General features: G+C 62.2%; 18 protein-coding genes. 4 read left to right on the top strand and 14 right to left on the bottom strand.

Annotated features, from left to right (window positions below):
- Nucleotides 1-94 precede the first annotated feature (94 nt).
- Nucleotides 95-2203, top strand: a complete 2109-nt coding sequence (gene fusA / locus CBW66_RS04905; RefSeq protein ID WP_086136981.1) for an elongation factor G — start codon at nucleotides 95-97, stop codon at nucleotides 2201-2203.
- A gap of 162 nt (nucleotides 2204-2365) precedes the next feature.
- On the opposite strand, the gene CBW66_RS04900 is transcribed toward fusA, so the two are convergent.
- The 4 genes from CBW66_RS04900 to CBW66_RS04885 are packed head-to-tail and all read right to left on the bottom strand — an operon-like array spanning nucleotide 2366 to nucleotide 7013.
- Entirely contained in the window at nucleotides 2366-3535 is a 1170-nt protein-coding gene (locus tag CBW66_RS04900; RefSeq protein WP_086136858.1) for an HlyD family efflux transporter periplasmic adaptor subunit, read from the bottom strand.
- A 21-nt stretch (nucleotides 3536-3556) separates the two neighbouring features.
- On the bottom strand, nucleotides 3557-4990 hold the full coding sequence (locus CBW66_RS04895; RefSeq protein WP_086136857.1) for an efflux transporter outer membrane subunit: 1434 nt from the start codon (nucleotides 4988-4990) through the stop codon (nucleotides 3557-3559).
- A 17-nt stretch (nucleotides 4991-5007) separates the two neighbouring features.
- Nucleotides 5008-6582, bottom strand: coding sequence for a DHA2 family efflux MFS transporter permease subunit (locus tag CBW66_RS04890; RefSeq protein ID WP_086136856.1), 1575 nt, complete (start codon nucleotides 6580-6582; stop codon nucleotides 5008-5010).
- On the bottom strand, nucleotides 6579-7013 hold the full coding sequence (locus tag CBW66_RS04885) for a MarR family winged helix-turn-helix transcriptional regulator (protein WP_086136855.1): 435 nt from the start codon (nucleotides 7011-7013) through the stop codon (nucleotides 6579-6581). The genes CBW66_RS04890 and CBW66_RS04885 overlap by 4 nt, the downstream gene beginning before the upstream one ends.
- A gap of 130 nt (nucleotides 7014-7143) precedes the next feature.
- Here CBW66_RS04885 and CBW66_RS04880 point away from each other — a divergent pair, with 130 nt between their 5' ends.
- A complete protein-coding gene (locus tag CBW66_RS04880) occupies nucleotides 7144-7668 on the top strand; it encodes an SRPBCC domain-containing protein (RefSeq protein ID WP_086136854.1) in 525 nt (174 codons plus the stop codon).
- A gap of 264 nt (nucleotides 7669-7932) precedes the next feature.
- Here CBW66_RS04880 and CBW66_RS28370 read toward each other — a convergent pair whose 3' ends face one another.
- From CBW66_RS28370 to CBW66_RS04865, 5 genes are all read right to left on the bottom strand, one after another.
- On the bottom strand, nucleotides 7933-8718 hold the full coding sequence (locus CBW66_RS28370; RefSeq protein WP_139841563.1) for a hypothetical protein: 786 nt from the start codon (nucleotides 8716-8718) through the stop codon (nucleotides 7933-7935).
- A gap of 282 nt (nucleotides 8719-9000) precedes the next feature.
- Complete coding sequence (locus CBW66_RS28365; RefSeq protein ID WP_139841562.1) at nucleotides 9001-9675, bottom strand: hypothetical protein; 675 nt, start codon at nucleotides 9673-9675, stop codon at nucleotides 9001-9003.
- A 380-nt stretch (nucleotides 9676-10055) separates the two neighbouring features.
- A complete protein-coding gene (locus CBW66_RS04875; protein WP_086136980.1) occupies nucleotides 10056-10511 on the bottom strand; it encodes a nuclear transport factor 2 family protein in 456 nt (151 codons plus the stop codon).
- 64 nt (nucleotides 10512-10575) lie between these two features.
- Nucleotides 10576-10881: a hypothetical protein gene (locus CBW66_RS04870; protein ID WP_086136853.1), complete on the bottom strand. Its 306-nt coding sequence runs from the start codon at nucleotides 10879-10881 to the stop codon at nucleotides 10576-10578.
- 629 nt (nucleotides 10882-11510) lie between these two features.
- Complete coding sequence (locus CBW66_RS04865; protein WP_086136852.1) at nucleotides 11511-12413, bottom strand: alpha/beta hydrolase; 903 nt, start codon at nucleotides 12411-12413, stop codon at nucleotides 11511-11513.
- Between the two features lie 202 nt (nucleotides 12414-12615).
- On the opposite strand from CBW66_RS04865, the gene CBW66_RS04860 reads away from it, so the two are divergent.
- On the top strand, nucleotides 12616-15768 hold the full coding sequence (locus CBW66_RS04860) for a PAS domain-containing protein (RefSeq protein WP_230492135.1): 3153 nt from the start codon (nucleotides 12616-12618) through the stop codon (nucleotides 15766-15768).
- Here CBW66_RS04860 and CBW66_RS04855 read toward each other — a convergent pair.
- Genes CBW66_RS04855 through CBW66_RS04840 form a run of 4 tightly spaced genes read right to left on the bottom strand, consistent with a single transcriptional unit; the run spans nucleotide 15762 to nucleotide 24236 of the window.
- Nucleotides 15762-18656 (bottom strand): PAS domain-containing protein, encoded by a 2895-nt coding sequence (locus CBW66_RS04855; protein WP_170932821.1) that lies wholly within the window; start codon nucleotides 18654-18656, stop codon nucleotides 15762-15764. The genes CBW66_RS04860 and CBW66_RS04855 overlap by 7 nt on opposite strands.
- A gap of 7 nt (nucleotides 18657-18663) precedes the next feature.
- Nucleotides 18664-19854, bottom strand: coding sequence for a hybrid sensor histidine kinase/response regulator (locus CBW66_RS04850; RefSeq protein WP_086136849.1), 1191 nt, complete (start codon nucleotides 19852-19854; stop codon nucleotides 18664-18666).
- Entirely contained in the window at nucleotides 19844-20725 is an 882-nt protein-coding gene (locus CBW66_RS04845) for a protein-glutamate O-methyltransferase CheR (protein WP_086136848.1), read from the bottom strand. Before CBW66_RS04845 ends, CBW66_RS04850 begins: the two co-directional genes overlap by 11 nt.
- A gap of 28 nt (nucleotides 20726-20753) precedes the next feature.
- Entirely contained in the window at nucleotides 20754-24236 is a 3483-nt protein-coding gene (locus CBW66_RS04840; protein WP_086136847.1) for a response regulator, read from the bottom strand.
- Nucleotides 24237-24518: 282 nt separating this feature from the next.
- On the opposite strand from CBW66_RS04840, the gene CBW66_RS04830 reads away from it, so the two are divergent.
- Nucleotides 24519-24971, top strand: coding sequence for an Hsp20/alpha crystallin family protein (locus tag CBW66_RS04830; protein WP_086136979.1), 453 nt, complete (start codon nucleotides 24519-24521; stop codon nucleotides 24969-24971).
- A gap of 108 nt (nucleotides 24972-25079) precedes the next feature.
- Here CBW66_RS04830 and CBW66_RS04825 read toward each other — a convergent pair whose 3' ends face one another.
- A complete protein-coding gene (locus CBW66_RS04825; protein WP_086136846.1) occupies nucleotides 25080-26426 on the bottom strand; it encodes an MFS transporter in 1347 nt (448 codons plus the stop codon).
- Nucleotides 26427-26430 lie beyond the last annotated feature (4 nt).

Here is a 26430-nt window from a genome sequence, read left to right as displayed (position 1 = left end):
TAAAAACCGCTCTCGCGTGCCGGCCAAATCGATGTCTGCTACACTGGAAAACCGGTGCAAACACTGGCGCGCCGGGCTAGCCATGGAGATTGTGATGACCCGCAAAACACCTATCGAGCGCTACCGCAACATCGGCATCAGCGCCCATATCGACGCCGGCAAGACCACCACCACCGAGCGCATCCTGTTTTATACGGGGGTCAATCACAAGATCGGCGAAGTGCACAACGGCGCCGCCACCATGGACTGGATGGAACAGGAGCAGGAACGGGGCATCACCATCACCTCGGCCGCCACCACGGCGTTCTGGAAAGGCATGGCCGGCAACTTCCCCGAACACCGGATCAACATCATCGACACGCCCGGCCACGTGGATTTCACGATCGAGGTGGAGCGCTCGATGCGCGTGCTCGACGGCGCCGTAATGGTCTACGACGCCGTCGGCGGCGTGCAGCCGCAATCGGAAACCGTCTGGCGCCAGGCCAACAAATACCACGTGCCGCGCATCGCCTTCATCAACAAGATGGACAGGATCGGTGCCGACTTCCTGCGCGTGCGCCAGCAGATCGCCGAGCGCCTGAAGGGCGTGGCCGTGCCCATCCAGCTGCCCATCGGCGCCGAAGAGCATTTCACGGGCGTCATCGACCTCTTGAAAATGCGCGCCATCACCTGGGACGACGCCAGCCAGGGCGTGCAATTCAGCTATGGCGAAATCCCCGCCGAGCTGTTGCCGCTGGCGCAGGAATGGCACGAGCATCTGGTCGAACACGCGGCCGAGGCCAGCACCGAGATGACGGAACGCTACCTGAATGGCGACACGTTCACGGAAGCGGAACTGAAACAGGCCTTGCGCGCGCGCACCATCCGCAACGAGATCGTGCCCATGCTGTGCGGCAGCGCCTTCAAGAACAAGGGTGTGCAGGCCATGCTCGACGCCGTCATCGAATACCTGCCGTCGCCGCTGGAAGTGCCGCCCATCATGGGCCATGACGAGCACGACAACGAGGTGGAGCGCCACCCGGCCGACGACGAGCACTTTTCCGCGCTGGCCTTTAAAATCATGACGGACCCCTTCGTGGGGCAGCTGACGTTCTTCCGCGTGTATTCGGGCGTGGTGAACTCGGGCGACATGGTCTACAACCCCACCAAGAGCGCGCGCGAGCGGCTGGGGCGCATCCTGCAGATGCATGCCAACGAGCGCAAGGAAATCAAGGAAGTGTATGCGGGCGACATCGCCGCCGCCGTGGGCCTGAAAGCCGTCACCACGGGCGACACCCTGTGCGCCATCGACCACATCATCGTGCTGGAAAAGATGGTCTTCCCGGAACCCGTGATTTCCCAGGCCGTGGAACCGAAGACCAAGCCGGACCAGGAAAAGATGGGCATCGCCCTGAACCGCCTGGCGCAGGAAGACCCGTCGTTCAGGGTGCATACGGACGAGGAATCGGGCCAGACCATCATGTCGGGCATGGGCGAATTGCACCTGGAAATCCTGGTGGACCGCATGCGGCGCGAATTCGGCGTGGAAGCCAATGTCGGCAAGCCGCAGGTGGCCTACCGCGAAACCATCACGCGCGCGGTGGAAGATATCGAGGGCAAGTTCGTCAAGCAGTCGGGCGGACGGGGGCAGTACGGCCACGTGGTGCTGAAACTCGAACCCCTGGAGCCGGGCACCGGCTACCAGTTCGTCGACGCCATCAAGGGCGGCGTGGTGCCGCGCGAATTCATTCCGGCCGTCGACAAGGGCATCGTGGAAACATTGAAGTCGGGCGTGCTGGCCGGCTATCCCGTCGTCGACGTCAAGGCGACCCTGACGTTCGGCTCCTACCATGACGTCGATTCGAATGAGAATGCCTTCCGCATGGCCGGTTCCATCGCCTTCAAGGATGGCATGCGCAAGGCGTCGCCCGTGCTGCTGGAACCGATGATGCAGGTGGAGGCGGAAACGCCGGAAGAATTCATGGGCAACGTCATGGGCGATTTGACGGCGCGGCGCGGCATGGTGCAGGGCGTCGACGACATCCCCGGCGGCGCGGGCCGCATCGTCAAGGCCCTGGTGCCGCTGGCGGAAATGTTCGGCTATTCCACCACCCTGCGTTCCTTGACCCAGGGCAGGGCCACCTACACGATGGAATTCAAGCATTATGCGGCCGTGCCCAAGCATATCCTCGACCAGGTGGCATCTGCCGGTAAAGCCAGGTAGGTCGGATTAGCAGGGCAAAGCCCTGCGTAATCCGACAACATTGTTGGCCTGGATCGCCGGTGGTGTCGGCTTACGCGCGTTGCGCTAAGCCGACCTACGCGTCTACGCATCGATTGGTGGCGCTCAAGGTGAAGAGAAGCAGGTCGGAGTGTAACGGACGGCTCAGTGGGCAAGGTTTTGCGCGATGATCGCATCGGCCATCTTCTCGGCCTCGTCCACCGGCTGTTGCAGCGCCTTGGTCGTGTAGACGGTGGAGGCCACCATCGGCTGGTCCAGGGTTGCTCCTTCGCCATGGCTGGTATCGACCGTCACCGTGGTCGACAGGCCGATGCGCAGTGGGTGGGCGGCCAGTTCCTTCGGGTCCAGGGTGATGCGCACGGGCACGCGCTGCACCACCTTGATCCAGTTGCCCGTGGCGTTTTGCGCCGGCAGCAGGGAGAACGCGCTGCCCGTGCCGGCCGACATGCCCAGCACCTTGCCGTGGTAGACCACCTTGCTGCCATATAGATCCGTTTCAATGGTCGCCGCCTGGCCCACGCGGATATTGCGCAATTCGGACTCCTTGAAGTTCGCGTCCACCCATAACTGGTCCAGCGGCACGATGGACATTAAAGGCGTGCCCGGCGTCACGTGCGTGCCCAGCTGCACGCTGCGCTTGGCCACATAGCCCGAGACGGGCGCGACCACGGCGTTGCGGCGCACGGCCAGCCACGCCTGCAGCACGTCGCCCTTGGCCGACAGCACGGCCGGATGGCTGGCCAGGTTCACGCCGGCCACGCCCGACTTGGCCGATTCGGCCTGGCGCTGCGCCACGACCAGCGCCGCTTTCGCATCGTCGACGGCCTGTTTCGCGTGCGCCAGGTCTTCGCCCGAGATCGTCTGGTCTTGCGCCAGCGGCGCGCGGCGCGCCAGATTGCCTTGCGCCGTGGCCAGCGCCAGGCGGCGCTGCTCGATGACGGCGTCGTACTGCGCCACGTTCACATAGCGTTCGCGTTCCTGGCGCACGACGTTGCCCAGCCGCGCTTGCGCCTGGCGCAGGGCCAGGTCGGCATCGATGGCGTCCAGGGTGATCAACGGCGCGCCGGCCTTGACCATCTGCGTTTCGTCGGCGCGGATGGCGTCGACATTGCCCGTCACTTGCGCGGACAGGGTGACCAGGTTGCCGCCCACGTAGGCGTTGTCCGTCACTTCTTCCCTGGACAGCACCAGTTGATAGTAGGCGGTCCAGGCGGCCCCGGCCACGAGAAAGGCGGCCGTGATGGCGATGAGGACGGCCTTGCGCTTGCCCGGCTGTTCGATGGGTGTGGTGGTGGCTGTGGTATCGTTGCTCATGATGTGTTCCGTAATCGATCGTTATTGTTGAGTCGTCGTGGCGGCAAAGTCGCTGCTGCCCCGGTAGCCGCCGCCCAGCGCCACGGTCAGGCCGATTTCCGCGTTCTGGCGCTGGTTTTGCAGCTGCATGCCCAGGTCGACCTGGCCGCGCACGGTCATTTCCGCATTGATCTGGGTGGCGCGGTCGGCCAGCCCCTGTTTCAGGCGGGCATTCGCGTTGCGCAGCTGCGCTTCGCTGGCGCGCAGGTTGTCTTCCTGCAGGCGCAGCTGGTTTTCCACGCCCTGCAGCCGGGCGCCGGCCTGCGCCACGTCGCGCACGACATTGAAGACGTTCTGGTTGTAGTCGGCGATCAGTTCCTTGCGTTCGCTGCGCGCGCCGGCAAGCTGGGCCTGCAGGCGGCCGCTGTCGAACAGGGGCAGCGACAGGGCCGGGCCGATGAACAGGGTGCGGCTGCCGGACTGCAGCAGCTTGCCCAGCTTGATCGCATCGAGGCCGAACGAGGCGCCCAGGTCGATATCGGGGTAGAACGCCGCCTGCGCCGCTTCGATTGTGCTCATCGATGCCTGTACCCGCCAGCGCGCCGCCTGCAAGTCGGGCCGGCGCGCCAGCAATTCCATGCCCAGCTTGGCTGGCAGGGCGTGCGGCAGCGTTTGGGCCTGCTTCGGCTGCAGGCTGGCCAGGGCCGAGCCATCCGCCCCCAACAGCGCGCGCAAGGCTTCGCGTTCCGTGACGACCTGGGTTTCCAGCAAGGCGATCTGCTGCTGGAGCAGACTCAAGCGCGTTTGCGCGGACAAATGATCGTCGCTGACGCCAAGGCCGTTGGCGATGCGCTTTTCCTTGTCCAGCACCAGTTGCTGCTGCAGTTTCACCAGCGCATGCAGGTTGTCCATGCGGGCCCAGCTGTTTTGCATGCTGAAGTAGTGGCGGGCGATCTCGGCTGCCAGCATCTGCTCCGCCATCGCGTATTCGGCGCGGCGCGCATTGACTTCGCCGAGGCTGGCGGCGATCTGCGCCTTGTGCTTGCCCCACCAGTCGAGGTCGTAATGGGCTTGCACGCCCACGGTGACTTCGTTGTAGTAATTGCCGCCGATGGGGGCGGGCATCAGGCCGTTGCCTGAATAGCGCTGGCGGCTGGCATTCGCGCCCAGGTCCAGCCTGGGGCCGCGCTGCGCATGCTGGGCGTCAAACGCGGACAGGGCCGAGCCGATGCGGGCATTCGCCGCCGCCAGGTTCGGGCTGGCGGCCAGCGCCTGTTCGATCAGCTGGTTCAGCTGCTCGTCCTGGAATTGGCGCCACCACTGGGCGGCGGGCCAGCCTTCGCCGGCCAGGTGGATGTCGGCCGCCAATTGCACGGTGGCCAGGTCTTGCTGCGGCAACTGTTGCGTGTCGGGAGGAATGCTGGCGCAGCCGGCCAGGGATAAACTGAGCGCCAAGACGCTGAGGGAGAGTTTCATCGGTGTGTGCATGACGGTTATTCCATGGCCGCGTGGTCGACCACGACAGGCGCATTTTTCTTCGGTGGTTTGATCAGGAGCAAAAGCGGCAGTACGAGGATGGTCAGCCACATCATCAGCCAGAAGTCGTCGAGGTAGGCGATCATCGAGGCCTGCCGCGTGATTTCGCCATTCAGCGCCGCCATGCCCGTGCTGGTGCCCAGGTCGAACACTTGGGCGATGCCAGCGTCGTGCAGGGCGGGGTTGGCGATAGTGACGTGTTCCGTCAGCGAGGCATGGGCGATCTGCGTATTACGCACCAACAAGGTCTGCACGAGTGCAATACCGATGCTGCTGCCGATATTGCGCATCAGGCTGTAAATCGCCGTGCCTTCGGCCCGCATCTGCGGCGACAGGGTGGCGAACGTGGCCGCGCTCAGCGGCACGAAGACGAGGCCCAGGCCGATGCCCTGAATGATGCCGTTCCATACGACGGTCTTCGGCACCAGGTCCAGGGTGAAATTGGCCATTTGCCACAGCGAAAACGCGGTAATCGAAAAGCCCGTGCCCAGCAGGATGCGCGTATCGATCTTGCCCGTCAGCCTGCCGACGATCAGCATGGCCAGCATCGTGCCCAGGCCGCTGGGCGCCGTCACCAGGCCGGCAATGGCCGCCGGGTAATTCATCAAGCCTTGCAGCATCGATGGCGTCAGCGCGCGGGTGGCGAACAGCACCATGCCGACGATGAAGATGAACAGCAGGCCGCTCACATAGTTCGAGTTTTTCAGCAGGCGGTAGTCGAGGAAGGACTTGCCGGCCGGGCGCAGGGCCGTGTGGGCGATGAAATAACAGAGGCTCATGGCCAGCACGATGGCTTCGATCCACGTTTCCGTGGAGGAAAACCAGTCGTTCTGCTCGCCCCGGTCCAGCAGCATCTGCAGCGCGCCGATGAACAGGCTCAGGGTGGCAAAGCCGAACATGTCAAAGCTCATGCGGCGGTTCGGCGGATCCTTGCGGATATAGCGCCAGATGCCGTAGAAGGCCATGGCGCCGATGGGGATGTTGATGAAGAAGACCCAGCGCCAGCTGTAGCTGTCCGTCAGCCAGCCGCCCAAGGTCGGTCCCAGGATGGGGCCGATCATCACGCCCATGCCCCAGATGGCCATGGCCGAGCCGTGCTTTTCGCGCGGATTGATGTCGAGCAGCACTGCCTGCGACAGCGGCACCAGGGCCGCGCCGAACACGCCTTGCAGCAACCGGGCGGCGACGATCTCGGACAGGGTGGCGGACAGGCCGCACAGCACGGAGGCGATGGTGAAGCCGGCTACCGAGACAAGAAAGGTGTTCTTCTGGCCGAAACGGTCGCACAGCCAGCCCGTCAGAGGCGTGGCGATGGCGGCGGCAACGATGAAGGAGGTCAGCACCCAGGTGATCTGGTCTTGCGAGGCGGACAGGCTGCCTTGCATGTGGGGCAGGGCGACGTTGGCGATGGTGCCGTCGAGCGCCTGGATGATGGTGGCGAGCATGATCGAAATCGTGATCATGCGCCGGTTCAGGCTGGGGTCTTGCGAAGCGGGCAGGGCCGGTGCGGCGCCGGCTGTGGCCGAACTCATGCGGATTTCTCCGTGGCCGCCTGTAAGGCTTCCAGCAATTCGGTGGCGGCCCGCAGCTGCTCGGGATCGATGCCCTGCAGCAGCTCCTTGCGGAAACCATCGGCTTCCTTGCGCACCGTGTCATACACCTGCATGCCGGCCTCGGTCAGCACGACGAGTTTCACGCGGCGGTCCGTTTCCGACGGCTGGCGCTGCACGAAGCCCGATTTTACGAGCCGGTCCAGCATCGACACCATGGTGGGATTTTCCACCCCCAGCAGGTGCGCCAGCTCGCTTTGCGAGGGCGGCTGCGGCGACTTGGCGATCATGGCGATGCACATCCAGCTTGCTTGCCCCAGGTCCAGGTCTTTCAGGCGCCGGTCGATCGCATGACGCCAGCCGCGCGCCGTCTTGTGCAGCGCGGCGGAAAAACGCTCTTCGATAGAAATCATAAGGTGAGTGGTCTAATAGTTAGAGGTCGAACTAATATTTTAGCATGCCGGTTTGACAGGCGTACAGGCCTTCCCGTTTATCGGCGCCGCTGGTACATTAACAGTCAGCCCACCACCATCAGGAGACAGCATGACGACGGACAAACAGGACGGCCAGCACCGCGACAGCAGCGACTTTGTCATCACGCAAACGTTCGACGCGCCGCGCGAACTGGTATTTCAATCGTGGGTGGAACCGGAGCGCCTGGCGCAATGGTGGGGGCCTGTCGGCTTTGAATTGAGCGTGCTGGCGCTGGACTTGCGCCCGGGCGGCATTTTCCACTACGGCATGCGCGCCGACAATGGCTATGAGATGTGGGGCAAGTTCACCTACCAGCAGATCGAGGCGCCGGAAAAGATCGTCTCGATCCTGTCATTTGCCGACAAGCAGGGCAATCCCGTGCAGCACCCGGTCAGCGCGACCTGGCCATTGGAATCGTTCAATGTCATGACCTTGACCGAGGAGAATGGCAAGACGACGATGACCTTGCGTTCCACGCCGCACAAGGCCAGCGACGAGCAGCATGAGACGTTCAAGCAGGGGTTTGAGTCGATGAAGGAGGGGTTCAAGGCGACGTTCGCCCAGTTAGCCCAGTACCTGGCGCGTGTTCAGTGATCGTATTGTTTTGAACGGCGGCTATTAAAAACAGCGGGCCGGAGTCGCGGGCCTGAGAAAATGCCCATGGCTGCGTTGCTTGGGCTCGCCGTACATGCGTACTGTCTTCGCCCGCGCGCCTTGCCCTGGCCATTTTTCAGGCCCGCTAGGCCCGGGGAGCCTGGGGTTGGGGCACGGGCGTGTTCTTGCTGCCGTTGCCGGTTCGCGGTTGAGGAGCGGTTGCTATCGCCCCAAAGCGGACGTTGTGGAACAACTTACGCGCCGTTAACCACGCCGAAATTTATCGTTGCGAATGGACTCAACAGCCGTATGAATTAGGGCCAATCTATCTTTGCTCGACGTGAAGGAACGACTCGTTACAAAAAGTTGCGGGTGGCGCAGCAATGAAATTTTGTCGAATAGAGCGCGGAAGGGCTGCTGATCCACACGAATGTACGCTACAAATTGTCCCAGGTATAAGCGGTATGCATTAACGCCGTCCCATTTTTCACGTATTGGATCCATGAGCATATGATGTCCGACTAGGTTATCGCCTTCCCATCGAGACAAGCAGGCTCCGAAACAAGCCGGAATTGGATCATTAGAATCTTGAATCACTTTCGCCGCAGAAGCTTCGAACGGGCCGAGATTCACCCGTGAAAAAAATTCTTGAGATGACACGGACGCGCGCCAGAGTACGGAGATTAAGAATCGCATTATGAGATTTTGATCAACGTCATCCGCTTGTAACCCCTCTACCCCCGATCGAGTCTTTACCGCTCTGAAATGGTGATCTGTCTCATTAAGGAAAATTTTCGCGGCGTAGTCATCGAACGCTTGAAATAATTTTTCGCAGTCCTTGCATAGAATCGTCTGGTCGTAGACGCCATTTCTAGATTTTTTTGGGAAAGTCCCGCGAGTGTTTGAAGCTAAAATCGCTGCTTTTTTTTCTTCTTGATACGGTTTGTAGAAAGCGGCAGGAATTACATGAGAATTCCCTAGTTGCTGTAGTTGACCGCACAACTTACATTTTTTAAATTTGTCGGCTTCCATCAATTTTTTGGTCAGCATAGTTGGCAAGATATCACTGCAGCACTGAGATCTAAATTTGTAGTCACGGTCCGCTTCTGGCCCAGGCTGTGTAAAAACGCAGAAAAATTCGTTGCGTGAAAAAATCTACCGATCAGAACGGCCGCCACACGATTTTCTCGAAACAAGGAATGGTCACCCTACCCACAAAAATGTCGTGTTTTTACGTTTTTACACAGCCTGGGCCGGTTGCCGTCGTTGGCCTGTTACGCCCCAAAGCTGCCAGTGGTGGTGGTCCCGAAACAAGTTCATATAAGAACGATATTAAGAATTTTCCGGAGTGCTTGCTGTTGCAAGTAATTTAAAGAAGAAATCGCTTCCCGCCTGCTGTCCTTCAATCCCATTTTTTCGTACCATTTCCTCCAGGTCCTGTTCGAGTCTTTCGATACGATTCATCATCTCAGGAATTATCATTGACAAGTTTGCTCTGTGCTCTCCCATAGCTAGATGAATATCTGCCGTCCTCCTGGAAGGGCCAAAAACAACATCTTTCCCTGATGGATTTGCAAACTGCCATTTTGACTTTTTCGCAGTTCCTAGTGCTATGAGACACATATAAAAATCATCACTACTTTTGTGAAGGGTAATCCATGATAAGGTTCCCATTGCGGAATTGCCATGTGCAGCGACGTTTTGCAAAGTCTTGTTCAAGTGGTCATTTACATTTCGGATAAGCACAACTTTCGCAGACAGCTCCGAGAAAGTAGGTACGCCTGGAGTCCGTGCTTTTGCCGCCGATTTCATGAGTTGTGTATGAAGTAATCCATAGCGATGAATTGCATCTACAAGCCCCCACGCATGCAAATACGCGCTATTAATCGCCTCTCGTCTGCTCAAGTCTCCATCATCGGAATCAGCCAACCACGTCAAATCTTTGTCGAGGCGCTTGTAGCTGAGCCAAGCTGTCTCCGCCGCATGGCGAATGCAGTCCAGCAACACCGACCTTTCCGATCCTAAGCCGGGTGGAAGACGATAAAGAATAGAGTTCTCAGCAAGCATAAATTTTTAACATATCTTAAGAGCGTCCGCTGCTGGCCGTTGTCAGGCCAAGACCTTACGCACTCCAATGTCCAAGGACCCACTCCCATTTGTGTGTATTGTAGTCCCAACGCCAGTGCGCTTTCACCCATTTAGTTTTACCCATGGGCCGAAGAGTCTGCATGTTTTGGAGCCGATCAAGCGGCTTTGGTGGTTTAGGTGGATGTAGCTTCTTAATTACCATGCGTTGCCTCACTCTCTCAAATGTGGTTGCGTCTACTTGATAAAAAATTTGACCGTCCGCTCTTGGCCGATAGCGCACATAGCTAAGGGCGGCAGGATTATTTTTTGTTGGCCTGCCGCGCCGTTTCGTGATACTGCCAAAGTACGTTCAAGATTTTCCATTCGCCATGATCGTTCTTGTATAAATGCATATAATCGATCCACTCATCCACGGTCAATTTGACGCTTGCCACGCGCTGGTCGACATCGAGGATCTTGATGTCAACACGCGGTTGCGCAGGGAATTTCGTGCCGTCCTTGTTGTAGTTCCTGGCGACCTTGAGCATGGTGTCGAAGTCCGTGTTCATGATGAATTCAGAACCATCGGCGGCCCGCCAGTAAGTGCGTTTCGCGAGCTTCGGATCTATGCCCCGCTCCATGCGGGCCGGATTAACTTGGTGTTGTGACTCAATATAGTCGCGCACCGCGCGTTCAATTTGTTCGTCAGCGATATTGATCGCCTGCGCGAACACTGGCATTAAAGCAAACAAGACTATCAATATAGCTCGCTTCATGATGGACCTTTTTTTACTTAGGGCTGCTGCGGACGTCGCCATTTGTACGCAAATCACAAACCACCTAATTGAAAAATCTCTTTCCTTCGTTCGCAACGATACTCACAAGCTCATCAAAACGCCGGTCACTGAAGTTTAAAGGCCCGACAAATTTCTTCGCTTCGTCCCACGAAAGGGAACGAACTACGTGTCCGGTGTTACTGTCATCAAGGTAAATCACCGGTGCGTGATGTGTCGTATCTTGTGCAGCCGAGAATGCAGTAGTCTGGAGAAAAAATTCATACTGCTGGCCATCGTCTGCATTAAAAGCGAATCCGTACGATCCCCCATCGCGGAAGATATCCGCATACAAAATATTCTCAACTTTCATAGACTGAGTTTCCTTAAATTCGAGCGAGCAACTGGCAGCATCAGGAACCAGTCCTGACGGATAGTGGCACCATAGCATAGCGGATTGCCACGTGGATAAACTCATACATTGTCACGTTGCCGCCAGCGACTGCCTCTGACCGGTTGCCATTACTGCATTACCGGCGCTGCCGATCCTGCTGCTTTACAAATATTTGGGCACTGTTTGCTTCCGGTATGGGTAGCATCGCAAGCTCCGCCCGGGCCGGCATAGCACGCTCCGCCTGGACCTGCATAGGCAGCGCCGCCCGGGCCTGCGTACATGGGGCCGCCTGGGCCGGCGTACAGCGGTCCACCGGGCCCTGCGTAGCAGGCGCCTCCCGGATGCGTTGAACATACGGCGGTTGTTGCCTGTGTGCAGCCAGCAAGAGCCAGGGTGAACAGTGACGCTAGCAAGGAAGCAGGTAGTCTCATCAGGTGCCTAATGTGGGATTCGGGGACTCAAGACGCAAAAGTTCGTTTTGGGCTCGGTGCCATTCGGTTGTTTGACTGGCCGCCCCAGAGCATAGCGAATTGCCAAGCAGAAAATCTCACGGATTGTCACCGTCGTTCGCCGGCGCCCGGTAACCATCGAGGCAGATGCCGCTTGCCTTACTCTGCCATCCCCAGCATCTGCCTGATTACCGGCAAAATCAGCTTCCAAGCATTTGAGCTCGCCGCGATCTCGTCGTAGTGGCTGGCGCCCGGCAAAATCAGCACCTCCGCCTGGTCGCCGGCCAGCCTGGCCTTGGCCGCGTAGTCGTGCGCGACGCGGGGCGGGGAGATGGTGTCGAGCTCACCGGTGGCCAGCACGGTGCGGCTGCCGTTGGGGAGCAGGTCGGCGGCGTTGGTGTCGCTGTAGATGTCGGGACGCTCAGTGCTGGCGCTGCCTGCCAGTTGCGCGATGTCGCGCTCGCAGCTGGTCTTGATCAAGTCCTTTTCGTGGCGCAGGTCGGCCAGGCCGCCCAGGCTGAGGATGTTCTTGATCGGCAGATACTGTGCGCGGTACAGGGGGCTGGTCTTCGGCAGCTTTTCCCTGCCGGCGATCCACTGCACCAGCTGGCCGCCTGCCGAATGGCCCATGGCCATGATGCGGCCCGTATCGAGCTGGTATTCGGGCGCGTGCTGCCGCAGGCTGTCCAGCGCCGCGTGCATGTCTGCGTAGGTGCCCGGATAACCGCCGCCTTCCTCGTCAACGCGGCGGTACTCAACATTCCACACGGCGATGCCTTGCGCCACCAGGGCGTCGGCCACGTTGCGCATCTGTTTGATGCCGCCGAAGGCCACCGTCCAGCAGCCGCCATGCACGAGCACGACGACGGGAAACGGGCCGCTGCCTTCGGGCCGGAACAGCTGCGCGTATTGCGACGGCGCGGAACCATAGGCGATCTGCGCCGTGGGCATGGGGCCGTTCAAGGCCAGGTAGTCGTCCAGGCTCATGGGGGCGGCGACGGCGCCGTGGACGGAGGCGAGCAGGGCGGTGGCGATCAGGGAAGGCGGCAGGGAGGTCGGCATGCTGGGGTTCGCTTGAGAAGATTCGCTTGAGAAGAGAGCAACACTTTAGCATAGGGCCGCGTGGGGCGAGAGATCAAGGGGCACGCTGTTTTCCTCCTGCAAGAGCGTTGCCCCATGGTATATTTCGGGCATCAGTTTTCCCCTTATCGACACGGTGCACGCAAACAACATTCTTTCCTTGCTGGACGCCGAGCATAGTGCGATGGGCAGCATCGCGGCAGGCGCCGACCTGGCCCATGCACTGGAACACTTGTTGCTGGCGCTGCAAGACCTGGCCGAGGGCGGCGCACATGCCTGCCTCGTGCTGATCGACGAGGCCGACCGCTTTCGCGGCTTGTCCGCGCCCAGCCTGCCGCAAGACATGTGCCTGGCCCTGCGCCACGGCGGCGAACAGCCTTCGCCATTCGGCACGGCGGCCTTTTCCGGCGCGCCCGTATATTGCGGCGACATTACGCGCGACGTGAACTGGAGCGCCGGACGCAAGGAAGCCATGCTGCACGGCTACCGCGCCTGCTGGGTCGCCCCCGTGTTTGGCGCCAAGGGGCATATCCTGGGCGTGCTGGGCCTGTTTTTCCAGGCGCCATGCCATCCCACGCAACCGGAGATCGAACTGCTGGCGCTGGCCGCGCGCGTGGCCGCGCATGTCATCGAGCGGGGCCAGCTGGAACAGGCGCTGCACGACAGCCGCGAACACTTTCATTACGCCATCGAGCTCAACACGCAAGTGCTGTGGACGGCCGACGTCGACGGCAAGCTCGATTATGTGGCGCAGCGCTGGCGCGACTGGACGGGGTGCAACGGCCTTGGTAGCAGCTGGCTGGACGCCATCCATCCCGAGGACGTGCCCCGTACACTGGCGGCATGGAGCGCGGCGCTGGCCAGCGGCCAGCCTCTGGACCAGGAAATGCGCGTGCGCCGGCAGGATGGCCAGTACCGCTGGGTGCATTCGCGCGCGTATTGCCGGCGAGACGAGCGCGGCCAAGCCGTGAAATGGTATGGCTCGTGCGACGATATCGACGAACACTGGCAGGCGCGCAACGCCTTGCTCGACAGCGAGGCACAGTTCCGTTCGCTTGCATCGACCATGCCCAACCAGGCCTGGCTGGCGCATGGCAGCGGCGCCACCTACTGGGTCAACGAACAGGTGTGCGAATACACGGGGCAATCGATGAAGTCGCTCGTATCGAACGGCTTTCGCCACTGCGTGCATCCGGACGACGTGCAGATCACGCAGAAAAGCTGGGACCGGGCCGTCGCCACCGCCAGCGCCTACGAGCACGAGTTCCGCATGCGCCGCGCCAGCGACGGCGCCTACCGCTGGTTCCTGGCGCGCGCCTTGCCCCTGTTCGACGAGGCGGGCAAGGTGCTGCGCTGGGTGGGCACGAATACGGACGTGCAGGAACAGAAGAACGTGCTGGAAAAAATGGCCTACCTGAACTCCTCGCTGGAAGTGGAAATGGCCAACCGTACGGCAGACCGCGACCGCATGTGGCGGCTGTCCACCGACATCATGCTGGTGGCGGACCTGTCCGGCATGATCATTGCCGTCAACCCCGCATGGAGCAAGATCCTCGAGCGGCCGGAAGTGGAATCGCTGGGCATGGACTTCATCAGCCTCGTGCATCCCGACGACCGCATGGCGGCCTTGCAGGATCTGTCGCGCCTGGCCCACGGCGCGCCCACCTTGCGCATGGAAAACCGCTACCGCCGGCGCGATGGCGGCTACCGCTGGATTTCCTGGACGGCCGTGCCCGCGCAAAAGCTAATCCACGCCATCGGCCGCGACGTCACCGATGAAAAAGAGGCGCGGCTGGCGCTGGTGCGCAGCGAGCAAGCCTTGTTGCAGGCGCAAAAGCTGGAATCGATCGGCAAGCTGACGGGTGGCGTGGCCCACGATTTCAATAATGTGCTGCAAATTATCTCCGGCAATTTACAGTTGCTCAAGCTGACCGTGGCCGATAATCCGCAGGCGGCCAGGCGCCTCGAGTCGGCCGCTTCGGCCGTCGAGCGGGGCGCCAAGCTGTCGTCGCAACTGCTGGCCTTTGCGCGGCGCCAGCCATTAAAACCGCTGGTGACCGACCTGGGCCGCTTGCTGCGCCGCATGCACGAGCTGATCCGCCGCGCCCTGGGCGAGGCGATTGCCGAGGAAACCTTCATCAGCGACGGCTTGTGGCATACCCTGGTCGACCCGAACCAGATGGAAAACGTGCTGCTGAACATGGCCATCAATGCGCGCGACGCGATGGACAAGGGCGGGCGCCTGACCTTCACCCTGAGCAACGTCACGCTCGACGCCGCCTATGCCAGCCTGCATGCGGACGTGCTGGAGGGGCAATACGTGCTGCTGACCATCACCGACACGGGCCATGGCATGGAGCGCGACGTGATCGACCAGATTTTCGAACCCTTCTTCACCACCAAGCGCGAAGGCGAGGGCACGGGTCTGGGCCTGTCCATGGCCTACGGCTTCATCCGCCAGAGCGCGGGTCACATCAAGGTGCACAGTGCCCCGGGCGCCGGCACGACGTTTAAAATCTACCTGCCCCGTTCGCTGGAAACCCTGGCCGAGCCGCCGCCGGGCCTGACGGGCCCCGTACTCGGCGGCAGCGAAACCATCCTCGTGGTGGAAGACGACGCGCCCGTGCAACATACGGTGGTCGACATGCTGCGCGGCCTAGGCTACGACGTGCTGCACGCGGACGACGGCGCCTCGGCCCTGGCCCTGCTGGGCACCGGCGTGGCCATCGACCTGCTGTTTACGGACGTCGTCATGCCCGGTCCCGTCAGCAGCAAGGAGCTGGCGCGCCAGGCGCGCTTGCTGCTGCCGGACCTGGCCGTGCTGTTTACGTCGGGCTATACGCATAACGCCATCATGCAGGGCGGGCGCCTGGACGCGGGCGTGGAACTGTTGAGCAAACCCTACCAGCGCGAAGACCTGGCGCGGCGCATCCGCCATTTGCTGGCCGACCGCCGCCTGGTGGGCGCGCCCGACCCGTCCGGGCGGCGCATCCTGCTGGTGGAAGACAATGACGATGCGCGTGAAATGACCACCGAGATGCTCAATATGCTGGGGCACACCGTGCACGGCGTGGCCAGCGCGGAAGCGGCCATGCCGCTGTTGGCCATGCCGGGCCTGGACGTGCTGGTGACGGACATCAGCCTGCCCACCATGTCCGGCCTGGAACTGGCGCGCCATGCGCGCGCGCACTGGCCGCAGCTGGACGTCGTGTTTGCTTCCGGCCACGACTGGGGCGCCAGCCTGATGCAGGACGCCAGCGCGCGCTTCCTGCGCAAGCCGTTTGGTCTGGAAGAACTGGCCGGTGCGTTGAAGGCACGCCGGCTCGACGTCTACTGACCTGGCGCCAGCAAGGCCTGCTGTAATTGCTTGACCGTAAATGGCTTCACCAGGAAGCGCGCCTGCGGGTCGAGCACGCCGGAATTGGCCGGCGCATGGCCGGTGGAAAACACCACTTCCAGCTGCGGATAGTCGCGCGCCGCCAGCTCGGCCAGCTGGACGCCCGACATCTGCGGCAGGCTGATATCGGTCAGCAGCAGATCCAGTCCCGGCGTGCCCAGCAGTGGCAGGGCTTCCTCGGCCGTGCCCACGGCGAGCACCGTGTGACCGAGCATGGCCAGCAGTTCGCTCGTCATGGCGCGCGCGTCGGCATTGTCTTCCACCAGCAGGATATGCCTTCCCTCCGGCAGCGCCGGCGCAGGCTGCGGCGCCAGCTGTGCACGGTACTGGTGCAGGGCCGTCACATGGCGGCCATTGGCCAGCAGGTGGCGGATGCGCCGCGCCAGGTCTTCGCGCCGGTAAGGCTTGCTCAGCAGCTCCACGCCCGGCTCCAGCCGGCCGCCCTGCATGATGGCGTCCTGCGTGTAGCCCGAGGTGAACAGCACAGCCAGCTGCGGCAGCAGCACGCGCGCCTGGCGCGCCAGTGCCGTGCTGGCTACCTTGCCTGGCATCACCACGTCCGTAAACAGCAGGTCGATGGGCACGCCGCTGCCGACGATGGCCAGCGCGCTTTCGCCGTCGCTGGCGCGCAGCACGATGTAGCCGAGGCCGCGCAGCATGTCCACCACCGTTGTCTGCACCTGCACATCGTCTTCCACCACGAGGATGGTTTCCTTGCCGCCCAGGACGGGACCGCTCAGCTGCAGCGGCAGTTCCGTTTCCGCTTCGAGCGAGCGCGGCAAGTAGATGCGGAAGGTGCTGCCGTGGCCCGGCATACTGTCCACCGTCAGGTGGCCGCCGCTCTGGCGCAGGAAGCCGTAGGCCATGGACAGGCCCAGGCCCGTGCCTTCGCCTTCGCTTTTGGTGGTGAAGAACGGTTCGAAAATCTTGTCCAGCAGCTCGGCTGGAATGCCCGTGCCCGTATCCGAGACGGCCAGCTGCACGTAGTCGCCGGGCGCCACGTCCGCATGGCGCGCCGCATAGTCGCTGCCCAGCACGCTGTTGCTCAGTTCGATGGTCAGCTGGCCCTGGCCACTCATGGCGTCGCGCGCGTTGATGGCCAGGTTGAGGATGACGTTTTCCAGCTGGTGCGGGTCGACCAGCGCGCGCCAGCAGTCGTCGGCCAGCAGCAAACGCGTTTCGATGGTTTCGCCCGTGGCGCGCCGCAGCAGCTCTTCCGTCGAACGCAGCAGTTGCGCCAGGTCCGTCACCAGCGGTTTCAACGGTTGACGCCGCGCAAAGGCCAGCAGCTGGGCCGACAGCTTGGCACCCCGTTCCACGGCGGCCGAAGCGCTGGCGATGCGCTTGGCGGCCAGCGGGTCGCCGTCCAGGGTCATCTGCAGCAGCTGCAGATTGCCCGAAATAATTTGCAGGACGTTGTTGAAATCATGGGCCACGCCGCCCGTCAGCTTGCCCAGCGCTTCGAGTTTTTGCGATTGCAGCAGCGCCATTTCGCTATGGCGCAACGATTCCTGCATGCTGCGCAAAGTGCTTTCCGCCTCCTTTTCCAGGGTGACGTGGCGCCCCGTGGCAAATACCAGGTCGCCTTCGGTCGCCGCCACCCACGACAGCCAGCGGTGGCCGCCATCGCGGTGCCGGTAGCGGTTTTCAAAGCTGGGCATGGCCTCGCGTGACACTTGCGCCAGCGCCTGGCGCGTGGCGGCGGCATCCTCGGGCAGCACGAAGTCGAACACGCTGCGGCCCAGCATTTCCTCGGGCAGCCAGCCCAGGATGGCGCTGGCGGCCGGGTTGACGGCGGTAAAGCAGCCTTCGGCATTGATGGCGACCATCAGGTCTTGCGCGCTGCGCCACAGCCGCTCGCGCTCGCTGTTGCGCGCGGCCAGGTCCGCTTCCAGCTTCTTTTCCACCGTGATGTCGCGCGCGCTGCAATACACTTTTTCGCCTTCGGGCACGGCCACCCACGACAGCCAGTGCCAGCCGCCCAGCTTGTGGCGGTAACGGTTTTCGAAGCGCAGCGCCGGCTGGCCCTGATTGGCCGCCTCCCAGGCAGCATGGGTGCGCGGCAAGTCTTCGGGATGGATCAGTTCAAAAAATTTTGTCGTGCGGATTTCCTCGACCGACCAGCCCAGGGTGGCTTGCCAGGCCGGGTTCGAGTGTTCGAAATAGCCGTCAAGGTTGAGCACGCCCAGCAAATCGGGGCTGACGTTCCAGGTGCGGCCGAACTCGCGCGTGCGCTCGGCCACCTGTGTTTCCATGGTGGCGCTGAGGGCGCGCAGCCGCGATTCCGCCCGGGCCCGCAAAATGGTCGACCAGACCCGTTCCGATACTTGCACGGCCAGTTCGATTTCGTCCGCATGCCACAGGCGCGCCGCGCTGCTGTGCACGACGAACAGGGCCGCCAGCCGGCCCTCCTTGGCAATGGGAATATTCAGGAAGGCACGGATGCCCAGGCGCGCGAACGTGGCCAGCGCGGCCGGCATGGCCGTGCGCGGGTCGCTCGCCACATCGCTGACGGCCAGCGCCTGGCCGGCGGCCAGGGCATCGGCCAGGCCTGCCGCGTAATCGCCGAGGAAATATTCGCCGGCGGCGCCGGGCGCCAGGCCTTCGCTCCACGCATGCTGCAGGGTAGGGCATTGCAGGCTCTGGTCGATATCGAAACAGGCCACCTGCTGGGCACCCAGGCGCTGTCCCAGCAGCTGCGCCGACAGGGACAGGATCTCGCCCGTGTCCTGCAGCAGGCGCAGCCGGCGTTCCAGTTGCAGCAGGAAGGCGACGCCGCTGGCACCCGCCTGGCTGCGGGAAGCGGGTGTGCTGGGTGTGCTGTTCATGCCGGCCTCAGCTGCCGGCCAGCGGCAGGGTGACGCTGAACAAGGCGCCATTGCCGGGCTGGCTTTGCAGGGTGATGGCGCCGCCATGCGCGTCCACCAGTTGCTTGGTGATGAACAGGCCCAGGCCCAGGCCGCCCGTGCGGTCCTGGTGCATGACGCGCTCGAAGGCGTCGAAGATGCGTTCCTGGTCGCGCGCGTTGATGCCGATGCCATGGTCGCGCACTTCGATGACGGCGCTGTTCTGCGTGTGCGCGAGGCTGATTTCCACGGGCTGGCCCTGCCCGTAGCGCACGGCATTGCTGATCAGGTTGACAACGATTTGCTCGACGCGGAAGGCATCCCAGTAACCGTGGATGGGTTCGAAGGCCAGCACTTCGAGCACGCTGCCGGCCGCTGCCGCGCACGGTGCCAGGTCGTCGGCCACGCGGCGCACCAGGCTGGCCAGATCGACCGATTCGCGGCGGATCGACAGCTTGCCGCTGGTAATGCGCGACACGTCGAGCATGTCGTCGATCAGGCGCACCATGCTGCGGATTTGCCGCCCGTCGCGCGCCACCATCTTGCCCAGCTTTTCCGGCTCGAAGGCGGCCAGGTTGCCCCGTTCCAGGTTGACGGTGCGCATCTGTGTTTCCAGGAACAGCGTATTCAAGGGCGTGCGCAGTTCATGCGCCACCATGGACATGAATTCGTCGCGCAGGCGCAGCGAGCGCTGCAGTTCAGCCTGGGTGGCGCGCAATTCCTTCAATAACGCTTCCTGCTGCTGGCGGCTGTGTTCGAGCGCCTGCACCTGGCGCCGCGTCTCGCTGCGCTGCTGGTGCAGGGCGACAAACACATTGACCTTGCTTTGCACGGCATTGATGTCGAGCGGCTTGTGCAGGAAATCGACGGCGCCGCTTTCATAGCCCTGGAAGGCGAAATTCATTTCCTTGCCAGCCGCCGTGACGAAGACGATGGGGATATGGCGCGTCTTTTCCGTGCCGCGCATCAGTTGCGCCAGCTCAAAGCCATCCATCTCCGGCATTTGCACGTCGAGGATGGCCAGCGCGAAATCGTGTTCGAGCAGCAAGGCCAGCGCCTCTTCGCCCGACGAAGCCTGGTAGACGCTGCGGTCGCTCTCGCGGATCAGTGCATTGAGCGCGCGCAAGTTTTCCGGCAAGTCATCGACGATCAGCAGTTTGGTGCTTGTTTCATTCATCATGTTTCAATCCTGGCATGTGCCGCCCAGCGTAATGGGAAGCGGCGTGCGACGGCGCACGCTTGCGGTAGAGCTTTTCGGGACCCGGCAATGGTTCGAAGTCGGCGGCAAAGCGCGTGAAGTGCGTGCTTTCCTTGCTGCCCAGGCCCAGGAAGCCCCGGTGGCACAGCGAGTCCTGGAACAGACCCAAGGCCCGCTCCTGCAAGGTTTTGTTAAAGTAAATCAGTACGTTACGGCACAAAATCAATTGCGTTTCGATAAAAACACTGTCCGTGGACAAGCTGTGGTCGGCAAAGTTGATACTGTCGAGCAGACGCTGCTGGAAACGCGCTGTGGCGTGTTCGACCGTGTAGTAGTCGGCCAACCGGCCCAGGCCACCCGCGGCCAGGTAGTTGGCGCCGTAGTCATCGAGCCGGTGCAGCGGATACACGCCGCGCGCGGCCGTGGCCAGCGCTTGCGGATTGATGTCGGTGGCGTAGATCGTGCTGCGCTCGAGCAATCCTTCCTCGTGCAGCACGATGGCCAGCGACAGCGCTTCTTCGCCCGTGCAGCAGCCGGCCACCCAGATGGTCGGCGACGGATAGGTTTTCAGCACGGGCACCACATGTTCGCGCAGGGCGAGGAAAAACGTCGGGTCGCGGAACATTTGCGTGACGGGCACGGTCAAAATCTGCAGCAGCTTGCCAAAGCTGGCCCCGTCCTCGAGCACCAGCTGCTGCAAGGCAGGCAAGTCGGTGCAATGGAAGCGCTCGAGCGCCTGGTTCAGGCGCCGGCGCTGCGAGGGCAGGGAATAGTCGCGAAAATCGTAGCTGTAGCGCTGATAGATGGCTTCCATCAGCGCGTGCAGTTGCTCGTCCGTGTAGCGCGGGGACATCAGCGGCTTTCCATCGAGTGGCGTGGCATCAGATGCGTTCCATCTTCGGCATCCACACGCGCAGCAAGGAATACAGACGGTCCAGGTCGATCGGCTTGGCCAGGTAATCGGACGCGCCCGCCTGCAGGCATTCTTCCTGGTCATTCTTCATGGCCTTGGCCGTAATGGCGATGATGGGCAGCTTGTTGTAACGGCCATCGGCGCGGATTAAGCGCGTCGCTTCCAGCCCATCCATGCCGGGCATCATGACATCCATCAACACCAGGTCGATATCGTCCACGCTGTTGAGCTTGCTGATGGCTTCGAAACCATTGCGGCCGATTTCCACCACCACGCCTTTCTGTTCCAGCGCATTCGTCAGGGCAAAGATATTGCGCACGTCGTCGTCCACCAGCAAAATCTTGCGTCCTTCAAACACGCGTTCGCGGCTGCGCACCTGCTGCAGCATGCCCTGGCGCTCGCTCGACAGCTCCGATTCCACCTTGTGCAAGAACAAGGTCACTTCGTCGAGCAGGCGTTCGGGCGAACGGGCGCCCTTGATGATGATCGAGCGCGAATACTTCATCAGGTCCGCTTCTTCCTCACGGCTCAGGTTGCGGCCCGTGTAGACGATGACGGGCGGGAACGAGCACAGCTCTTCATGCTCCATGCGTTCGAGCAATTCGTTGCCCTGGATATCGGGCAGCTTCAAGTCGATGATCATGCAGTCGAAAATCTGCGTCTTCAGCAATTCCAGCGCCTGTTCGCCCAGCGCCACGGCCGTGATTTCCACGTCATTGTCACTGATCAGGTGCACCACGCTTTCGCGCTGGCGTTCGTCGTCCTCGACCAGCAGGATGCGCTTCATCTGTTGCGTGAATTTCGATTCGAGCTTGCGGAACACTTCCTTCAGCTGCTCGCGCGTGCGCGGCTTGGTGGCGTAGCCGATGGCGCCCAGCTGCATGGCTTCCTGGATCTGGTCGTTGCCGGAGACGATGTGCACGGGAATGTGGCGCGTCAGCGGGTTTTCCTTCAACTGCTGCAAGACCAGCAAGCCCGGGCGGTCCGGCAAGCCCATGTCGAGCAGGATGGCGTCGGGCAGGAATTCTTCCGCCAGGCGCAAGCCTTCGTCGGCGCCGTGCGCCACCAGGCAGCGGTATTGCATTTCATGCGCGAGGTCGAACAGGATGCCGGCAAACGACGGTTCATCTTCGATCACCAGCACGGAACGCTGGCCCGTCTTGGCAGGGGGCACGCTATCGCGGTCATCCTGGAACGTGGGCAGCGGCACGGGCTTGGCGGCGGGGGGCGCCTTCGGTGCGGCGGCTGCGACTTTGGCGGGCGCTTGCGGCGTGGCGGCGGGCACGCTTGCTGTTTCCACCGTGCGTTCCGGCATGACGGCCGGCAGCACCAGGGTGAACGTGCTGCCCTGGCCCGGCGTGCTGGCAAGCTCGATGCCGCCGCCCAGCAAGGCGGCCAGATCGCGCGAAATCGACAGGCCCAGGCCTGTGCCGCCATAGCGGCGGCTGGTGGTGCCGTCGGCCTGGTGGAAGGCGTCGAAAATCTTGTGCTGCTGGTCGTCGGCGATGCCGATGCCCGAATCTTGCACCTGGAAGCGCATCTGGCCGGCCGCATCGGCGCTCACGTGCAGGGACACCGTGCCCGCATCGGTAAACTTGATGGCGTTCGACAGCAGGTTTTTCAGGATCTGCTCCAGGCGCTGGCGGTCGCTGACGAAGGATGGCGGCGTGTCCGGCGCCAGCTTGACGTCAAACACCAGTTTCTTTTGCTGCGCCTGGGCGCCGAACAGCATCTTCATGCTGCTGAGCAGCTCGTCGAAGGGCACGGCGTCCGGCGTCAATTCCAGCTTGCCCGCCTCGACCTTGGAAATGTCGAGGATGTCGTTGATGAGGGTCAACAGGTCGTTGCCAGCCGAATAAATGGTTTGCGCAAACGTCACTTGCTCCGGCGTCAGGTTGCCGCTGCTGTTGTCCGACAGCAGCTTCGACAGGATGAGCGAGCTGTTCAGTGGCGTGCGCAGCTCATGCGACATGTTCGCCAGGAATTCGGATTTATAGCGGCTGGCCCGCTGCAGCTCTTCGGCGCGCGCTTCCAGCTGGGCGTGCGCCTGGACGATCGCCATGTTCTTCTGATCCAGCGACAGCGCCTGCACGGCCAGCTGCTCGTTCGACTGTTCCAGCGCCGCTTTTTGCTCTTCCAGGTGGGCTTGCGACTGTTCCAGCACACGCGATTGCTCGCCCAGCTCTTCATTGGCCGTGCGCAGCTCTTCCTGCTGCACTTCCAGTTCTTCATTCAATTGCTGCGTTTCTTCCAGTACATTTTGCAGGCGCTGGCGGTACAAGGCCGCTTCCAGCGACGTGCCGATATTGGCGCCAATCAGGTTCAGCCATTCCTTGGCGCGGGCGCTGACGGGATGTGTAAAGCCCAGCTCGATGACGCCGTTGACGACGCCTTCATTGTTGACGGGTACCAAAACCAGTTCCAGCGGCGCGCCGCTGCCCAGGCTCGACGTCACGGTCAGATAATTGCCGGGCACTTGCTGCACGTGCTTGAGGCGCTTTTCGCGCGCCGTCTCGCCCACCAGGCCTTCGCCCAGCTTGAACACCTGTTTTTCCTTCACGCCCTGTTCGTTGAAGCCGTACACGGCCGTGCGGCGCAGGCTGCCATCGTCGTCGACCACGTACAGGGTGGCCACGGCCACGTCGAGGCGGTGGGCCAGGAAGTCCAGCACGTGCCGTCCCAGCTGCGGCAGGCCCAGCTGGCCGCTCGTGTGGGCCGCCAGTTCCGTCTGTCCCGTGCGCAGCCAGGCTTGCTCCTGCAGCACGTCGTTGTCCTTGCCGCGCTGCTCGAGCGCATCGTTATAGATATCGGACAGGCGCAGCAGTTCGCGCCGTCCCAGGTAGGCGAGCATGCCGGACATGCCCAGGCTGAGGATCAGGAACACGACCACGGCCAGCATGGTGCGGCCCTCGGCCGAGTCGGCCCGCTCCTGGCGCAGGCGCTGCTCCATGGACAGGAAGGTGAGGAATTCGCGGCGGATTTCGTCGAATTCCAGCTTGCCTTCGCCCTGGCGCACGCGCGCGAGGAATTCCTGGTTGTTGCGGCGCTGGGCGATCACGGCTTCCGCGTACTCCATCCACTGGCCTTGCAGCGCGCGGATGCGGCGCAAGCGGTCCACCTGGATGGAGCTGTCGGCGACCAGGTCGAGCAAGGTGCTCATTTCGACGGCGATCTTGGCCTTGCCCGATTTATACGGCGCCAAAAACGTTTCATCGCCTGTCAGCAGGTAGCCGCGCATGCCCGTTTCCAGGTCGACGGACAGCTTCATGACCTCGTTCGCGTTGCCGATCACCCGTTCGGAATGCTCAACCGAGCGCAGGGCCGAGAGCAGATAGGCGATCAGGCCGACAAAGACGAGGGCCGTGACGACCCCGATGACCAACGGCAAGGTGACGTTGCGGGCCAGGATGCGGCGGAAGCTGAAGGAGTCGATCGGAGTCTTGGTATTCATTATGTCCGTGGTGAGGGCTGTCACAAAAAATCAATTTTAATGGAAATGCAAGGTTTCTGGTGGCCAAGCATAGCGTGCGCTAGCATAACAGCCTTGCGCTCAATTGCCGACTCGCAAGCCTGTGCAAAGCGGGCTAGCGCACAGATCAAAGCAGAGAGAAAATCAAGCTGGCCGCGATTGAGGCAGATCAAAGAGATAAGCGGTTTCCATCCTAAGATGCAGGAGGTGGCGGCGTCCCTGCGACGACCGCCGTGTGCAAACCAGCCCATGCAGGAGGACATCATGGCTAATCAATTGATGCGTCGCGATCCGCAAAACCCGCTGGCACGTTTCGACCCGTTCAGCGACATGGAAGATTTTATGCATGACTTTTTCGCGCCCGCCTTGCGCTTGCGCGATACGGGTTCGTCACGCATGCGTGTCGACATTTCCGAAACCGAGCAAGCCTATCAGGTGCAGGCGGATATTCCAGGCGTCAACAAGGACGATATCAAGGTTTCCATCGACGGGAGCCGCGTCTCCATCAGTGCCGAACTCAAGGATGAAAGGGTGACGCGCGACGGCGGCGGCAAGGCCGTGCGCAGCGAACGCGAGTACGGCCAGCAATACCGCAGCTTCGTGCTGCCGCACGAGGTGGACGAGGCCGGCGCGCAGGCGCGCTATGAAAATGGCGTGTTGCTGCTGGACTTGCCGAAGAAAGAGGGGACGGGCGGGCGGCAACTGGCGATACAGTAAGCCGGACTAAGCCGGTCCGGGGAATAAAAAAACGCCGGACGTTGCCGGCGTTTCGTGGGTATTGTCGGGTGGCGGGGCGCTGCCACCCGATTTGCCTCCATATATATGTCAGTCGCGGATTTCCAGCGCCCGGTTCAGGCTCAGCGCGGCCAGCGAGGCGACGGCACCCGACAGCAGGTAGAAGCTGACATAGGCGAGGCCGAAGTTGGCCGACAGGCCCAGCGCCACCAGCGGGGCGAAGCCGGCGCCGACCAGCCAGGCCAGGTCGGACGTCAGGGCCGCGCCCGTGTAGCGGAAGCGGGCAGGGAAGTTGGCCGTCACGGCGCCGGCAGCCTGGCCGTAGGACAGGCCCAGCAGGCTGAAGCCTACGAGGATGAACACGTCCTGGCCCGTATTGCCGCCGCCCATCAGGGTCGGCACGAAGGCGCTGAAGATGGCGATCAGCACGGCCAGCACGCCCAGGGTGGTGCGGCGGCCCACTTTATCGGCCAGCAAGCCGGAAATCACCACGCCGACGGCGGCCAGCACGGCGCCGACCATCTGGATTTGCAGGAAGTCCGGGGCCGAACGCGTCTGGTAGACGGAAATCCACGACAGCGGGAACACGGTGACCAGGTGGAACAGGGCGTAGCTGGCCAGCGCGGCGAGGGCGCCGATCAGCACGTTGCGGCCCTGGCCGCGGCTCATTTCAAACACGCTCACGGGCTGCAGTTCGCGTTCGTCGAGCAGGCGCGCATATTCATTCGTCGACACCAGGCGCAAACGGGCAAACAGGGCCACCACGTTGATGGCGAACGCCACATAGAAGGGATAGCGCCAGCCCCAGTCGAGGAAATCTTCATCCGTCAGGCTGGTCAGCATGAACCAGAACAGGCCGGCGGCGATCAGGAAGCCGGCGGGCGCGCCCAGCTGGCCCAGCATGGCATACCAGCCGCGCTTGTTTTCCGGCGCGTTCAGGGCCAGCAGCGATGGCAAGCCATCCCAGGAGCCGCCCAGGGCGACGCCCTGGCCGATGCGCAGCACGGACAGCCAGATGATGGCGGCAAAGCCCAGGTGCGAGTAGGTCGGCAGGAAGGCGATGCCGGCCGTCGACACGCCCAGGAGGAAGAGGGCGAAGGTCAGCTTGGCGCTGCGTCCCATGCGGCGCTGGATTTCCATGAAGATCACGGTGCCGAACGGACGGGCGATGAAGGCGAACGAGAAAATCAGGAACGCATATAAAGTCCCTTCCAGGCGCTCTTCGAACGGGAAGAAGACGCGCGGAAACACCAGCACCGAGGCGATGGCGTAGACAAAGAAGTCAAAATATTCGGAAGCGCGGCCGATGATCACGCCGACGGCGATCTCACCGGGGTCGATATGCGATTCGACCGTGCCGGCCCCGCGTGCGTCGCGCAGGGAATGGGGGGAAAAGTCGGCAGGTACATCGCCGCTGTGTGTGCGCGTGCTGGACATGATG

The sequence above is a fragment of the Janthinobacterium sp. GW456P genome, from assembly GCF_002127655.1.
Taxonomy (GTDB): domain Bacteria; phylum Pseudomonadota; class Gammaproteobacteria; order Burkholderiales; family Burkholderiaceae_D; genus Janthinobacterium.
The sequence above is the reverse complement of the archived record's forward strand: the minus strand, read 5'-3'. Positions and strand labels throughout refer to the sequence as shown.

Bases quoted from the DNA above. Each gene is read 5' to 3' on its own strand.
- CBW66_RS04880 (WP_086136854.1), top strand. From the start codon at position 7,144: ATGACGACGGACAAACAGGACGGCCAGCACCGCGACAGCAGCGACTTT.
- CBW66_RS04830 (WP_086136979.1), top strand. From the start codon at position 24,519: ATGGCTAATCAATTGATGCGTCGCGATCCGCAAAACCCGCTGGCACGT.
- CBW66_RS04870 (WP_086136853.1), bottom strand. From the start codon at position 10,881: ATGAAAGTTGAGAATATTTTGTATGCGGATATCTTCCGCGATGGGGGA.
- CBW66_RS04845 (WP_086136848.1), bottom strand. From the start codon at position 20,725: ATGTCCCCGCGCTACACGGACGAGCAACTGCACGCGCTGATGGAAGCC.
- CBW66_RS04890 (WP_086136856.1), bottom strand. From the start codon at position 6,582: ATGAGTTCGGCCACAGCCGGCGCCGCACCGGCCCTGCCCGCTTCGCAA.
- CBW66_RS04865 (WP_086136852.1), bottom strand. From the start codon at position 12,413: ATGCCGACCTCCCTGCCGCCTTCCCTGATCGCCACCGCCCTGCTCGCC.
- CBW66_RS28370 (WP_139841563.1), bottom strand. From the start codon at position 8,718: ATGCTGACCAAAAAATTGATGGAAGCCGACAAATTTAAAAAATGTAAG.
- CBW66_RS04825 (WP_086136846.1), bottom strand. From the start codon at position 26,426: ATGTCCAGCACGCGCACACACAGCGGCGATGTACCTGCCGACTTTTCC.
- CBW66_RS04895 (WP_086136857.1), bottom strand. From the start codon at position 4,990: ATGAAACTCTCCCTCAGCGTCTTGGCGCTCAGTTTATCCCTGGCCGGC.
- CBW66_RS04855 (WP_170932821.1), bottom strand. From the start codon at position 18,656: ATGAACAGCACACCCAGCACACCCGCTTCCCGCAGCCAGGCGGGTGCC.
- CBW66_RS04850 (WP_086136849.1), bottom strand. From the start codon at position 19,854: ATGATGAATGAAACAAGCACCAAACTGCTGATCGTCGATGACTTGCCG.
- fusA (WP_086136981.1), top strand. From the start codon at position 95: ATGACCCGCAAAACACCTATCGAGCGCTACCGCAACATCGGCATCAGC.
- CBW66_RS04860 (WP_230492135.1), top strand. From the start codon at position 12,616: ATGGGCAGCATCGCGGCAGGCGCCGACCTGGCCCATGCACTGGAACAC.
- CBW66_RS04840 (WP_086136847.1), bottom strand. From the start codon at position 24,236: ATGAATACCAAGACTCCGATCGACTCCTTCAGCTTCCGCCGCATCCTG.
- CBW66_RS04885 (WP_086136855.1), bottom strand. From the start codon at position 7,013: ATGATTTCTATCGAAGAGCGTTTTTCCGCCGCGCTGCACAAGACGGCG.
- CBW66_RS04900 (WP_086136858.1), bottom strand. From the start codon at position 3,535: ATGAGCAACGATACCACAGCCACCACCACACCCATCGAACAGCCGGGC.
- CBW66_RS04875 (WP_086136980.1), bottom strand. From the start codon at position 10,511: ATGAAGCGAGCTATATTGATAGTCTTGTTTGCTTTAATGCCAGTGTTC.